Origin of the sequence: Prauserella rugosa (assembly GCF_000719975.1) — a bacterium.
Classification (GTDB): domain Bacteria; phylum Actinomycetota; class Actinomycetes; order Mycobacteriales; family Pseudonocardiaceae; genus Prauserella; species Prauserella rugosa.
Map to the genome: position 1 here is coordinate 96,074 of NZ_JOIJ01000007.1, position 12,946 is coordinate 109,019.

A 12,946-nucleotide genomic window follows, 5' to 3' on the forward strand; every position below is an offset into this window, starting at 1 on the left:
ACCGACCACGCCTACAGTCCGTCAACATCTCACGAGGTAGCGCTACAAGGGGAGGCGCTGCAGGAGGGACCGTGAGAGCACAAGAAGATCCGCCGCGGCGGGTGGGTCGTCAGGCACCGTCGCCGCGGCTGGTCACGACAGGGTAGGAGCTGGGGGTTGTGATGAGCACCAACCAGTCGAGCTGGCGGATCCAGGCGTACTGCAGGGACACCGACCCGGACGGGTTGTTCGTCCGTGGCGCCGAACAGAATCGCGCGAAGGTCATCTGCATGGGCTGCCCCGTGCGGACCGAATGTCTCGCCGAAGCCCTCGACAACCGCATCGACTTCGGCGTGTGGGGAGGCATGACCGAACGCGAGCGCCGTGCGCTGCTGCGTAAACGTCCCGAGGTCGACAACTGGTGGGACCTGTTGGAGTCCGCCAAGCGCGAGTACGAACCGGCCGCGAGCGGCTGAGCTCGATGCGTTCGTCTGGCGGGCGCGGTGGGCGCCTCGCGGCTCACGCGCCTGCCAGGCGAGCTCCGATGTCCCGCAGGCCGTCGATGTCGTGGACGTCGGCGGCCAGCGCGGGCACCCGCCGCACCGGGACGCCGGGATGCGCGCGGGTGAAGCGTTCCAGCAGACGTGATTCCCGTTCCTCGAGCTGCACCCGGTCGGCGTGCAGGCGCAGCACCGCGGCGGCGAGCGGAGCGTTCGTCTCGCTCTTCTCGAGTGCCTCGGCCGCGGCGAGCGCGTCGATGGCCGTCAGATCTGCCAGCACCGGATGCGTCCGGTTCGCCACCAGCCCGGACAAGGGCATCGACTCCTCGGACAGCCGCTCGACGAAGTAACTCGCCTCGCGCAGCGCATCGGCCTCGGGAGCGGCCACGACCAGGAACGACGTGCCCTCGGAACGCAGCAGCTCCTGGGTCTTGGCCGCGCGTTCGCGGAACCCGCCGAAGGTCGAGTCGAACGCCTGCATGAACGCCGACGCGTCGGCCAGCAGCTGTCCGCCGAGGATCGTCGAGACGGCCTTGGCGAACATCGAGAAGCCCGCGCTCATCACCTTGCGGATGCCCCAGCCGCCCGCCCTGGCGGGACTGGTGAGCAGGCGGATCATCCGTCCGTCGAGCGCGGCCGACAACCTGCTCGGCGCGTCGAGGAAGTCCAGTGCCGACCTGCTGGGCGGGGTGTCGACGACGATCAGATCCCATTCGCCGGTCGCGGCCAGCTGCCCGAGCTTCTCCATGGCCATGTACTCCTGCGTTCCGGAGAACGACGTGGAGATGGTCTGGTAGAAGGGGTTGCTCAGCAGCTGTTCGGCGCGGTCGGGGCCCGCGTGGCGCCGCACCATGTCGTCGAACGTGCGGCGCATGTCCAGCATCATCGCCCACAGCTCACCGTCCGGTTCGAAACCGTCGACGGCGACCTTGCGGGGATGATTGCCCAGTTCACGAAGGCCGAGCGCCTGTGCGAGCCGCCGGGCGGGGTCGATGGTCAGTACCACCGTCTGCCTGCCGCGTTCGGCCGCACGCAGCGCCAGTGAGGCCGCGGTGGTCGTCTTGCCGACACCGCCCGAGCCGCAGCACACCACGACGCGCGTGTTGGGATCGTCGATGAGCGCGTCCACGTCGAGGTTCTTCGCCTTCGCCACGTCAGCGCACCCCCTGAGCGCGGAGCGACTCCGCGAGTTCGTACAGCGCGGCCACGTCGACCCCGCCGGAGAGTTCGGTGAGCTCCAGGGAGGGCAGGTCGCTCTCGGACAGCTGTTCCCTCGCGGTCTTCTCGGCCTCGACCCGGGCCGCGTGCTCGACGGTCTCGGTGACCAGCGCCTCGAGCGTGTCGTCGGACAGGTCCAGACCCGCGGCGGCCAGGCCGGAACGCACCCGTGCGGCGTCGACCCTGCCGTCGGCCGCGGGCGACACCGAACGGGACGGCAGCCTCGGCGGGCGTACCCGGTTGATCAGCACCGCGCCGGGGCGCAGATCCGCGCCGTCGAGCTCGGCGACCGCCTCCAGCGTCTCGCGCACCGGCATCTCCTCGAGCAGCGTCACGATGTGCACCGCCGTCTGGCCCGAGTGCAACAGCCGGACCACGCCGTCGGCCTGCGAGCGGATGGGACCGGTCTTGGCCAGGTCGGTCAGAGCCCTGGTGACGTCGAGGAACTTGACCACCCTGCCGGTCGGAGGGGCGTCGACCACGACCGCGTCGTAGAAGTGCCGCCCGTCCGAGTCGGTACGGCCCACGCACTCCTTGATCTTGCCGGTGAGCAGCACGTCCCTCAGCCCGGGAGCGAGCGTCGTCGCGAACTCGATCGCGCCCATCCTGCGCAGCGTCCTGCCCGCGAAACCGAGGTTGTAGAACATCTCGAAGTACTCGAGCAGCGCAGCCTCGACGTCGATGTGCAGGGCCCGCACCTCGCCGCCGTTCGGCGCGGAGGCGATGCGCTGCTCGGCGTAGGGCAACGGCTCGGTGTCGAACAGCTGCGCGAAGCCCTGCCGCCCCTCGACCTCCACCAGCAGGACGCGCCTGCCGAGCCCGGCGAGCGCGAGCCCCAGCGAGGCGGCGAGCGTGGTCTTGCCTGTTCCGCCCTTACCCGTCACGAAATGCAGCCGGGTGCGGGTGAGCTCGTCGGTCCAGCCAGCAAGCGCGGTGGTCACGCCGAGCAGCGTAAGACATCGCAGCAGGCGTCAGCTCGCGAACGCGAGCACGGCGACGAACACCGTCAGCCCGCCCGCCAGCCACCACGACACGTCCGCGGGCAGCGTCGTCAGCATGAGTACGCAGGTCAGCAGCAGTGCCGTCACCCCGACCAGTGCCGCGACGGCGACGGCCTGCCAGCGTCCGGTCTTCTCGCGCACCCGCGCCATGACGATCAACACAGTCAGCAGGCCCGACACGCCAAGCAGCGCGGTCGCGAAAATCCGCCACGTTTCCACGCGGGCAACGCTACTGGCAGTGGTTGTCTAGGGTGGCGCCCATGAGTGCCACCAAGTGGGAGTACGCCACGGTTCCGCTGTTGATCCACGCCACCAAGCAGATCCTCGACCAGTGGGGCGAGGACGGCTGGGAGCTGGTGACCGTCCTGCCGAATCCGAGCGGCGAACAGCACGTCGCCTACCTGAAGCGCCCGAAGGACTGAGGCCGCCATGAGCGCCAGCGAGAAGCTCGCCGAACTCGGTATCGAACTTCCGGGGGTGGCGGCTCCGGTCGCGTCCTACATCCCCGCGGTGCGCACGGGCGCGCACGTCTACACCTCCGGCCAGCTGCCGTTCGTCGAGGGCGCCCTCGCGGCGACCGGCAAGGTCGGCGGGGAGGTCAGCCCCGAGGAGGCCAAGCAGTACGCGCGGACGGCGACGCTGAACGCGTTGGCCGCCGTTCACGACCTCGTGGGCATCGACGCGATCACCCGCGTCGTCAAGGTGACGGGTTTCGTCGCCTCCGCGGAAGGCTTCAACGGCCAGCCCGCGGTGATCAACGGTGCGTCCGAGCTGCTCGGTGAGGTCTTCGGCGACGCGGGCGCTCATGCCAGGTCGGCCGTCGGCGTCGCGGAGCTTCCGCTCGGCGCTCCGGTCGAGGTCGAACTGATCGTGGAGGTGGCGTGATGGACCCGGACGTCGAACTGGCGTGTCACGAGCTGCTGCTGCGGTTGTCGGGCCGATTGCCGGACAACCTCGTGTGGCGGTTCCGGGACTGGCTGGGTGAGGGTGCGGCGAGCACGCTCGCACGTGTCCTGCCGAAGACTTTGCTTAAGCACAGAGTTGATCTGGACCAGGCCGAGTACCGCTTGATGGTGGCCGGCCTCATCCCGCACGGCGCGGATTGGCACCAGGTCAGTTCGACGCTCGGGGTAGACGCACCGTCAGAGAGCGGGTACACATTCACCGCGAGTACGCCTAACTGGGTGAACTCCGTCGATTCGGCAGCCGCCGTGATCGACGCAACGTTGCGACGGCGTCCCGAAGTGGGTGAAGTTCGGGAAGCTTGGCGGCAGGAACGTGGGTCCGGTCCTGAGGGGGCGAAGCGCATCCTGCTCGTCACCGCGGTCTCCGGGCTTCCCCGGTTGACTGGCGAACTGCAGCGGGTTCTGCGCGTACTGGGCGACGAAGCCCCGTGCGTGGAGGTGTTGCCCACGCGGTTCGAGCTTCCGGCTTACCACTCCGAAGCGCTCGCGAACTCGCGGTTCGTGTGCGCGGGAGCGGCCGGCGCCGGTCAGCAACTGGTACCCGCATAAACGCTCGCGGCCGGCGGGCTGGAGGGAGAGCGGCGAATGGTGGATGTCCACGGCTCCACCGGATTCTCCGGTGACCACGACGGCTTCGGCGTCCCGCTGCGCCTGTACAACGTCCTGCTCGGACTCGCGGGCAGGCTCGACGACAGCGCGCTGTCCGAGGCGCGCGAGCTGGTCGCCCGCTCGCACCTCGACGACGCGGCCGAGCTCACCGTCGGGTCGCTGATCGCGGGCCGTATCCCGGTGCGGCCGTCCGAGCAGCGCGAACTGGCGCAGCTGCTGGAGATGACCCGCTCCGAGCCCGCGCTGGCCGACCAGCTCACGGTCGTCGACGACATCGCCGTGGCCGAACACCGCTTCAGCAGGGAGAACGAGCCCGACGCGGGGATCGGCGAGGCGCTCGACCGGGTCCTGCGCGTGCTGCCGGACCTGCGTTCGGTGCACGCCGCGTGGCGCAACACGCCCGCGGGCAGCGTGCCGGGTCCGCTGCCGCAGCGGGTCGTCCTCGTCGACATCGGTCCCGAGGCGCATCCGCCCGCCGTCGCGTTCCGCGTCGCCGACGCGCTGCGCAAGGCCGGGATCGCCGCCGTCGTCGAGGTGACCGGCGCCGGTTCCGAACGCACCTCCTACCACGAGGGTGCGCTGTCGTCGGGCGTTCCGGTCTGGCTCGCGGGCCCGGACACCGCGAGGGCAGACTCGGTAAGAGCCGAGCCGGCTCGTTCTGAGCCGGCACGAACCCACGTCGGGCCTGCCAGCGTTCCGGCGCCGCCCGAGCCGGAACCCGAACCCGAGCCCGTGCGGTCGGCGCCACCGGCGCCCGAGCCCGCACCGGCGTCGTCGTCGAGCTGGACGGCCGAACCGCCGAGGTCGACGTCGCGGTCACGCGGTGAGGGCAGGCGGTCGCGGCACTCGGGCCGCGGCCAGGACGCCGACGTCCCCGAATCGTCCGGTGGTCAGCTGCCGGCGGGCGGGGACCAGGCCGAGCAGGGCGGACAGGTGGTCGCGTTCCCTCAGCCCTCCGCCGAGGCGGAGGAGGACAACCGGTCGGCGCAGACCACCGAGATGTCCCGTGAGGAGGTCGCCCAGCTCAGGGCGGCGATCGCCCAGGACAAGGACAAGGGCATGGCGCTCGCGTCGGCCGACCTCAGTGCCGACGACCTGGCGCAGATCCCCGACCTGAACCTCGACGATCCGCAGCTCACCGACCGCGACCGCAAGCTGCTGCGCGAACTGCACGCCGAGTTGGCCCAGCGGGAACGCGCCGAGGCCGAGCGTCTCCGGTCCAACGGCACGGGCTCCAACGGATGAGGCTCGACGGCGGGCCGGCCGCCGACGGGACCGACCCTCGTTAGCACGGCGCATCGCCTCGCGACGCGGCGGTATGTTGCGGGACGTGTCGATGAACTTTCACGTGCCCAGGAGCGCCGTGCCCGATCTGCCCGACCCCGACGAGGCCGCGTCGGCGACACCGGTGGAGCCGGTGGTTCCGAGGGAAGCGGCCACGGTGATGCTGCTGCGCGACACTCCCGACGGCATCGAGGTCTTCCTGCAGCGCAGGGTCGCGGCGATGAAGTTCGCCGCCGGGATGACCGTCTTCCCCGGCGGCGGGGTCGACGAACGGGATGCCGACGCGTCCATCGCGTGGGCCGGTCCCTCCGCGGCCACGTGGGCGGAGTGGTTCGGCTGCGACGAGCCGCTCGCCAGGGCGCTGGTGTGCGCCGCCGTGCGGGAGACGTTCGAGGAGTCCGGCGTGCTGCTCGCCGGTGCGGGGCCGGACGAGACGGTCACCGACACGTCCCGGTACGCCGACGCCAGGGCTGCGCTGGTGGGCAGGCAGCTGTCCCTGGCGGCCTTCCTCGCCGAGTCCGGTCTGACCCTGCGCGCGGACCTGCTGCGCCCGTGGGCGAACTGGGTCACGCCCGAGCAGGAAAGCCGCCGCTACGACACCCGGTTCTTCGTGGCCGCCCTGCCTTCGGGGCAGACGGCCGACGGGGAGACGACGGAGGCGTCGTCGTCCGGCTGGCGCAGACCGGCCGACGCGATGGCCGACGGCACGGCTGGCCGCAGCATGCTGATGCCGCCGACGTGGGCGATGCTCGAGGACCTCGCGGAATGCGCGACGGTCGCCGACGTCCTCGCCACCGAGCGGACACCCGTGCCCAAGGTCATGCCCACGCTGCACGTGGACGGGGACACGGTTCTGGTGCAGTTGTGACCGCGAACGAAACAAGCGCTGACGAAACAAGCGCTGACGAAACCAGCGCGCACGGAACAGGGGCGAACGGACAGGTGGCGAACGGAGATCCGATGGCCGGGGGCGGGACACATCCGGCCTACGAGACGCGACGTGTGGTGACCTCGGCTGCCGCCGTGGTCCTCGAGGACAACCCGTCGAACATGACGCTCGAGGGCACCAACACGTGGCTGCTGCGCGGCCGGGACGCAGCCACGAGCGTCGTCGTCGACCCGGGTTACCTCGACACCGAACACCTCGAACGGGTCGTCGAGGCGGCCGGGGACGTCGAACTGATCCTGCTGACCCACCACCATCCCGACCACGCCGACGGAGCTCCGTGGCTGGCCGAACGCACCGGGGCGCCGGTGCGGGCGTTCGACCCCGGTCTGTGCATCGACGGCGATCCGCTCGGCCACGGCGACCTCGTGCGTGCGGGCGGTCTCGAGCTGACCGTCCTGCACACGCCAGGGCATTGCGGCGACTCGGTGACCCTGCGGTTCGACCACGAGGGCACCACGCACGTGCTCACCGGCGACACGGTCCTCGGCCGCGGCACCACGGTCGTCGAGCACATCGGTGACTATCTGCGCTCGCTCGAGGTGTTGAGCGAATTGCCTGCCGGATCGCTCGGTCTGCCGGGGCACGGTCCGGAACGCACCGACCTGCTGGAGACCGTGGAGCAGTACCGCAGGCATCGGCAGCAGCGCCTCGAGGAGATCCGGTCCGCGCTGCGCACCCTCGGCGAGGACGCCACGCCGCGGCAGATCGTGGAGCACGTCTACGCCGACGTCGACCGTGCCCTGTGGCCCGCCGCCGAAAGCAGCGTGACCGCTCAGCTGGAGTACCTGCGCAGCTGAACCCGCGTTCGTCCCGGCCGTGATGTGCCTGTGGTGTGTGCCTGCCTGCGCGTGGTCAGGCGGCCAGCGCCGGCTTCCGCCCCGCGGCGGGTGTGTGCGGGCGGATCGTGCCGCGCAGCAGAGCCACCGCCCCGGCCAGCGCGAGCGCGACGACTCCCGCGACGAGGAACGCCACCGACGGGCTGGCGTGTTCGACCAGGTAGCCGCTCACCGACTGGCCGAGGGCGATACCGAGCGTCACCGACGTCAGCACCCAGGCGAACGCCTCCGCTGCGGTGTCCTTCGGTGCGGTGACCTCGATCGTCGTCGAATGGGTCGTCGACTGCGGGGTGATCACGGCGCCTGCGGCCAACATCGCGATGGCCAGCCCCCACAGCGTCGACGGCCACGCCATGAGCCCGACGAGTGCGCCGAACGCGCCCAGTAGCACGGGCAGGCGCACCGGCAGCGTCCGCGGCCACGGCCGCAGGCTGTAGGCCACGCCGAAGGCCACCGAGCTCACCGACCACAGCGACAGCAACAGTCCGCCGAGCGAGACGTTGCCCGCGGCCTCGGCGGCTGCGGGCACGGCGACCTCCACGAACCCGATCACGATGCCGAAACCGAGGGCCGCAATGGCCAGGGTTCGCATGCCGGGGCTGGCCAGCGCGCCCAGCATGGAGGAGCCTGCCTGCGGATTCGGCCCCCATTCCCGGACGGCGGGGCTGAGCGCGAACATCGCAGCGCCGAACGCCATGCAGGCGCCGCCGAGCACCAGTCCCGTCCCCGGCCACGGCAGCGCGATGAGCACCCCCGCGAGTCCGGGACCGAGGATGAAGAACGTCTCCATGCTGATGGCCTCGTACGAGTAGGCCGCCTCGCGTGCGGGTCCCTCGGGCACGAGCCGTCCCCACAGTGCACGCGAGGCCGAACCCGTCGCCGGTTCGAACAACCCCAGCGCGGCGGCGCAGGCGACGAGGGCGGGAACGGGGGCGTGCATCTCGATCGCGACGACGAGTGATGTCAACGCGGTCACGAACAGGCCGGTGACCACCAGAAGTGGGCGTGTCGGGCCGAAGCGGTCGATGATCCGCCCCTGCACGACCGAGCCGACGGCCACGCCGGCGAGCACGGAGGCCGAGACCAGTCCCGCCGCTGCGAACGTGCCCGTCTGGTGCTGGACGTACAGCAACGCCGAGATGCCGATCATCGCGATCGGCAGCCTGGCGAGCACCGAGGCCACCAGTGGCCTGCGAGAACGCGGCGTGCTCAGTGCGTTGCGGTAGTCGGCCAGCGACGTGCGGCCGTGGGACTCGGGGCGCGTCTCCCCCTCGGAGTGGGACATGCGTACCAGTATGGCACGCCCGTACCACTCCGTTTTCTTGACCGGGTCCACCGCGGCGGGCCGAAATTCAGGTGCATGACCCGCCCGATCCGGGTATCCATATCTCAGTTGGGTAACAGAACAGCGTTTTCGGGCATCTATCGGCGCCCTGGAGCGTCCTTGAGGGTGAAGACACTTGAACAGCAGGGTGGGTGTCGTGCGATCGTGGAATCAGTCATCGAATCCGCGTCATGAGACTCGGGAACACGAGTCCCACCCATGCAGACGGTGAAGTCGTCCCGAAGCTAAGCCCGGTGCTTGGATTCGGTGGACCGGCTTCCACCGTCGAGTCGTCAACTACATAGGCTGTAAGAACAGACTTCTGCGAGAGCGGGCGAGGCGTCGCCCGCCGCACAGTCTCCCTCCGGGATTCGGGTCGGGGCCTTTCAACCGGAGGGCGGGGAGCGTGGGCTGTCGGGGGATGGTCCACGCACAGGCAAAGGGCCGGTGCGCCACGTCGGGGGTGGCGCCCGGCCCTTTGTCATGTCTTCACGGCCCCGGCCGCGCCGGAGCGGGCCGTGCCGGGTACGGGTTGTCGCCTCGATCGGGGCCACTGGTCTCGACCCCGACCGGATCGTCGCCACTGGTGCGAACCGGACATGGCCCGAGTATGCGACGTAGCCCACATTGAGTGGGGTAACCCCAGGTCAGCGGGCGCGTCGCGCGAGGCGCTCGGGGTCGAGGATCAGCACGCTCTTGCCCTCGAGGCGCAGCCAGCCACGGTGGGCGAAGTCGGCGAGCGCCTTGTTGACGGTCTCGCGCGAGGCGCCGACGAACTGGGCGATCTCCTCCTGGGTCAGGTCGTGCGTCACGCGCAGCAGACCCGCCTCCTGGCTGCCGAACCGCTGGGCCAGCTGCAGCAGCGCACGCGCCACCCGGCCGGGAACGTCGGTGAAGATCAGCTCGGCGACCATGTTGTTGGTGCGGCGCAGCCTGCGGGCCACCACGCGGAGCAGCTGTTCGGCGATCTCGGGGCGCGTGGAGATCCACTGCCGCAGTGCGGAGCGGTCCATCGTCACCGTGCTGACCTCGGTGACGGTCGTCGCCGTCGAGGTGCGCGGCCCCGGGTCGAAGATCGACAGCTCGCCGAACATGTCCGACGGGCCCATGATCTGGAAGAGGTTCTCACGGCCGTCGGCCGACTTGCGGCCGATCTTCACCTTGCCCGACTTGATGATGTAGAGCTTGTCGCCGGGCTCGCCCTCGTTGAAGATCACGTGGCCACGCGGAAAGTCCACGGTCTCCAGGGTCTGTGCGAGCGCTTCGGCCGCAGCCGGTTCCACGCCCTGGAAAATGCCCGCCCTGGCCAGGGTCTCGTCCACCTCGTGCCTCCTTTGAGAAGCGACCATCGCACCCGTCGGCGGGAGCGTGGCGCCGGTCACTACGTGCAGTGTAGGGCGTGCCCTCAAGATCGCTTCCCGGCTCGCCGATCCGCCGTAGTGGTCCCCCGTCCCGGGTGACGTACACGGCATCACCCGGCGCTGGGCGCTGCCTGACACAGCTCGTCGAGACCGTACACAGGCGATCTCCGACCGGAAAGTTTAACCCTGACGTAACTGGCTCCGGTCACCGCCTCCGGCCGGGGCTTCGTGACGGCACAGCGGGTGGCGAGCCCACTACGGGCAGGTCACAGGGCCTGCAGCAGGTGTGGGTGCTTCGCCGGTCTCCGCGGGTCAGCCTGCCTTGCGCGGTCTGTCCGGTGCGGTGGGATCCGCCGGCGTGGCCGGACCGGCGGGCGCGTCGCTGTCGGCGCCGGCCTGACCGGCCTGGGCAGCCTCCTGCGTGGCCGCGCCGGAGCGGCGGTTCTTGCCGAAGCGGTTGCCGGAACGGCCGCCGAACCGGCGGCGGCGGAACAGTTCGAGTGCCCGCCCGATGCCGTGCCCATAGAGGGCGCGCACCTCCTCGGGCTGGGCCTGCTCGAGGAACTCCTCGACCTCCTCGCCGCGCACGGACACGTGCTGGAGCCGGTGTTCGACGCGTTCCATGCCCAGTGCGAACAGCATGACCACCAGGGGCACCGCGATGACGAACCAGACGGTCATGTCTCTCCATATCCGGCGGTCAGGGGCACATCCTCGGCCTCACGGCTGATCCGGCCTGGCCCGAGCGTAATCAAGCGCATGCCCACCCTGTCGGAGGCCGCACGTAGGCTAACGATGTGTCGTCAGCGGTTCCGGACCACCCCCGAAAGGGGAGTCCCCGAAAGAGTGCTGCCCGGTCGCGGCCGCTCACCGAGGAGAGCCGGTTGTCCTTGGTGCGGCGGGCGCGACGTATGAAGCGTTGCCTGGACGAGGCGTATCCAAACGCCGAGTGCGAACTGGACTTCTCCACCCCGCTCGAGCTTCTCGTGGCCGTGATCCTGTCCGCGCAGTGCACCGACAAACGGGTGAACCAGACGACACCCGCGCTGTTCGCGAAGTACCGCACCGCGGCCGACTATGCCGGTGCCGACCGCACCGAGCTCGAGGAGTACATCCGGCCCACCGGCTTCTACCGCAACAAGGCGACGTCGTTGATGGGGCTGGGTGCGGCGCTGGTGGAGCGGCACGACGGCGAGGTGCCGAACACGCTCGACCAGCTCGTCAAGCTGCCCGGCGTCGGCAGGAAGACGGCCAACGTCGTGCTCGGCGAGGCCTTCGGTCTTCCCGGCATCACGGTCGACACGCACTTCGGGCGCCTCGTCCGCCGCTGGGGCTGGACCGCGGAGGAGGACCCGGTCAAGGTCGAGCACGCGGTCGGCGAGCTGTTCCCGCGCAAGGACTGGACGATGCTCTCGCAGCGGGTGATCTGGCACGGACGGCGGATCTGCCACGCGCGCAAACCCGCGTGCGGCGCGTGCCCGCTCGCGCGCGACTGTCCGGCGTTCGGCGCCGGGCCCACGGAGTTCGACGAGGCCGCGGCCCTGGTCAAGGGTGACGAACGCGAGCACCTGTTGGCGTTGGTGTCGAACCGGTGACTCCCGCGACACGATGGGCGCTCGTGGCGGGTGTGCTGGCGCTGGCCGCACTCGTCGCGGTGCTGCCGCTGGTGAACTCCTCCGACGAGCAGACGCCCGCGTCGGAGGATCTCGGTCCGGTGCGGCAGGCCGCCGACGTGCGCCCGTGCCCGAGCGGGCAGCAGGCCGTCGGCGAACTGCGCGGCGTCGAGGCGGTGTGTCTCGCGGACGGGTCGACCGTCGACGTGGGCGCGGTGGCCGGCGCCGACGACCGGCCGACCCTCGTCAACGTCTGGGCGACGTGGTGTCAGCCGTGCCGGGAGGAACTGCCGCTGCTCGACGCCTACGCGGACGAGCCGGGTGCCGCGCGCGTGCTGACGGTGCAGGTCGCCAGTGGTCAACGCGAGGGGCTGGAGCTGCTCGACGAACTCGGGGTCGACCTGCCCGGCGTCTTCGACGGCGAAGGCGAGAGCGGACCCGTCCGTGAGGCACTGTCGGTGCCGCGTGCGCTCCCGGCGTCCTATCTGGTCAGCCCCGACGGGGAGGTCGAACTCGTCCGCGACCCGCGCCTGTTCACCTCGGCCGAGCAGATCCGCGAGGTCGTCCGCAGTGCGACGGGACCGACGGGAAGGACGGGATGAGCCTCGAGACGACCGGTCCGCTCGTGGACCCCCGTGACGTGCCCGGCTGGCTGGCCCGGCTCGTCGAGGCGACCGCGGACACGGACGCCGAGGCGTTCACGCGGCTGACCGTGCCCGAGGGGGAGGATCCCCGCGCGGCGTCGGTGCTGGTGCTGTTCGGCGAGGAACCCGGCCACGGACCGGATGTGCTGTTGCTGCGCAGGGCCGACACCCTGGGTTCCCACGCGGGGCAGGTGGCCTTCCCCGGCGGGGGCGCCGACGAGGGAGACCGCGGCCCGATCGACACGGCCCTGCGCGAGGCGGAGGAGGAGACCGGCGTCGAGGTGTCCGGAATCCGGCCGGTGGCGCTGTTGCCCCGCCTGTACATCCCGGTCTCGCGGTTCGCCGTGACACCGGTGCTCGCGCACTGGGCCGAGCCGTCTCCGGTGCACGCGGTCGATCCGGGTGAGACCGCCGCCGTCGCACGGGTGCCGGTCGCTGAGCTCGCCGACCCGGCGAACCGGTTCCTCGTGCGCAGCCCCGACCGGCGCTACAAGGGGCCCGCCTTCACCGTCGGTGAGCTGTTCGTATGGGGTTTCACCGCAGGCGTGTTGGCGGCGCTGCTCCGCCTCGGCGGCTGGGAACGCCCATGGGATCACACGGACGTGCGAGACCTTGACGTAGCGTGGGCGCGGCACATGGAGCGTGGGACGAGCCGGGAGTGAC

General features: G+C 70.6%; 15 protein-coding genes and 1 pseudogene. 10 read left to right on the forward strand and 6 right to left on the reverse strand.

Translation table 11 applies throughout. The annotated features are described in order from the left end of the window. The first annotated feature begins 161 nt into the window (after positions 1-161). Entirely contained in the window at positions 162-455 is a 294-nt protein-coding gene (locus tag IF64_RS0111935) for a WhiB family transcriptional regulator (RefSeq protein WP_030532140.1), read from the forward strand. A gap of 43 nt (positions 456-498) precedes the next feature. On the opposite strand, the gene bagB is transcribed toward IF64_RS0111935, so the two are convergent. From bagB to IF64_RS0111950, 3 genes are read right to left on the reverse strand one after another with little or no spacing between them, the layout of a single operon-like run. Continuing rightward, complete coding sequence (gene bagB / locus IF64_RS0111940) at positions 499-1,632, reverse strand: ATPase BagB (RefSeq protein ID WP_030532141.1); 1,134 nt, start codon at positions 1,630-1,632, stop codon at positions 499-501. 1 nt (position 1,633) lies between these two features. Further along, on the reverse strand, positions 1,634-2,638 hold the full coding sequence (gene bagA, locus IF64_RS0111945; RefSeq protein ID WP_030532142.1) for an ATPase BagA: 1,005 nt from the start codon (positions 2,636-2,638) through the stop codon (positions 1,634-1,636). Positions 2,639-2,668: 30 nt separating this feature from the next. Further along, on the reverse strand, positions 2,669-2,917 hold the full coding sequence (locus IF64_RS0111950; protein ID WP_030532143.1) for a hypothetical protein: 249 nt from the start codon (positions 2,915-2,917) through the stop codon (positions 2,669-2,671). A 41-nt stretch (positions 2,918-2,958) separates the two neighbouring features. Between IF64_RS0111950 and sp36 the strand changes: the two genes are divergently transcribed. From sp36 to IF64_RS0111980, 6 genes are all read left to right on the forward strand, one after another. Further along, a complete protein-coding gene (sp36, locus tag IF64_RS27125; RefSeq protein WP_005466698.1) occupies positions 2,959-3,120 on the forward strand; it encodes a Sp36 family protein in 162 nt (53 codons plus the stop codon). Between the two features lie 7 nt (positions 3,121-3,127). Further along, entirely contained in the window at positions 3,128-3,583 is a 456-nt protein-coding gene (locus IF64_RS0111960) for a RidA family protein (RefSeq protein WP_030532144.1), read from the forward strand. Beyond that, on the forward strand, positions 3,583-4,212 hold the full coding sequence (locus tag IF64_RS0111965) for a hypothetical protein (protein ID WP_030532145.1): 630 nt from the start codon (positions 3,583-3,585) through the stop codon (positions 4,210-4,212). Before IF64_RS0111960 ends, IF64_RS0111965 begins: the two co-directional genes overlap by 1 nt. A gap of 36 nt (positions 4,213-4,248) precedes the next feature. Then, a complete protein-coding gene (locus tag IF64_RS0111970) occupies positions 4,249-5,517 on the forward strand; it encodes a hypothetical protein (protein WP_030532146.1) in 1,269 nt (422 codons plus the stop codon). A gap of 91 nt (positions 5,518-5,608) precedes the next feature. Further along, positions 5,609-6,424 carry an NUDIX hydrolase gene (locus tag IF64_RS0111975; RefSeq protein ID WP_051757818.1) on the forward strand — a complete coding sequence of 272 codons (816 nt, stop codon included), beginning with the start codon at positions 5,609-5,611 and terminating at the stop codon, positions 6,422-6,424. 92 nt (positions 6,425-6,516) lie between these two features. Beyond that, positions 6,517-7,302, forward strand: coding sequence for an MBL fold metallo-hydrolase (locus tag IF64_RS0111980; protein ID WP_030532148.1), 786 nt, complete (start codon positions 6,517-6,519; stop codon positions 7,300-7,302). Positions 7,303-7,357: 55 nt separating this feature from the next. Here the strand turns inward: IF64_RS0111980 and IF64_RS0111985 are convergent, their stop codons facing one another. From IF64_RS0111985 to IF64_RS0111995, 3 genes and pseudogenes are all read right to left on the reverse strand, one after another. Then, entirely contained in the window at positions 7,358-8,626 is a 1,269-nt protein-coding gene (locus IF64_RS0111985; RefSeq protein WP_030532149.1) for an MFS transporter, read from the reverse strand. Positions 8,627-9,312: 686 nt separating this feature from the next. Further along, positions 9,313-9,987: a Crp/Fnr family transcriptional regulator gene (locus IF64_RS0111990; RefSeq protein WP_030532150.1), complete on the reverse strand. Its 675-nt coding sequence runs from the start codon at positions 9,985-9,987 to the stop codon at positions 9,313-9,315. A 477-nt stretch (positions 9,988-10,464) separates the two neighbouring features. Beyond that, a pseudogene (locus tag IF64_RS0111995) lies at positions 10,465-10,707 on the reverse strand (hypothetical protein); the annotation flags it as partial. Positions 10,708-10,823: 116 nt separating this feature from the next. On the opposite strand from IF64_RS0111995, the gene nth reads away from it, so the two are divergent. Genes nth through IF64_RS0112010 form a run of 3 tightly spaced genes read left to right on the forward strand, consistent with a single transcriptional unit; the run spans position 10,824 to position 12,945 of the window. Then, positions 10,824-11,621, forward strand: a complete 798-nt coding sequence (nth, locus tag IF64_RS0112000; RefSeq protein ID WP_425468444.1) for an endonuclease III — start codon at positions 10,824-10,826, stop codon at positions 11,619-11,621. Further along, positions 11,618-12,241, forward strand: a complete 624-nt coding sequence (locus IF64_RS0112005) for a TlpA family protein disulfide reductase (protein WP_030532153.1) — start codon at positions 11,618-11,620, stop codon at positions 12,239-12,241. Before nth ends, IF64_RS0112005 begins: the two co-directional genes overlap by 4 nt. Then, on the forward strand, positions 12,238-12,945 hold the full coding sequence (locus IF64_RS0112010) for an NUDIX hydrolase (RefSeq protein WP_030532154.1): 708 nt from the start codon (positions 12,238-12,240) through the stop codon (positions 12,943-12,945). Before IF64_RS0112005 ends, IF64_RS0112010 begins: the two co-directional genes overlap by 4 nt. Position 12,946 lies beyond the last annotated feature (1 nt).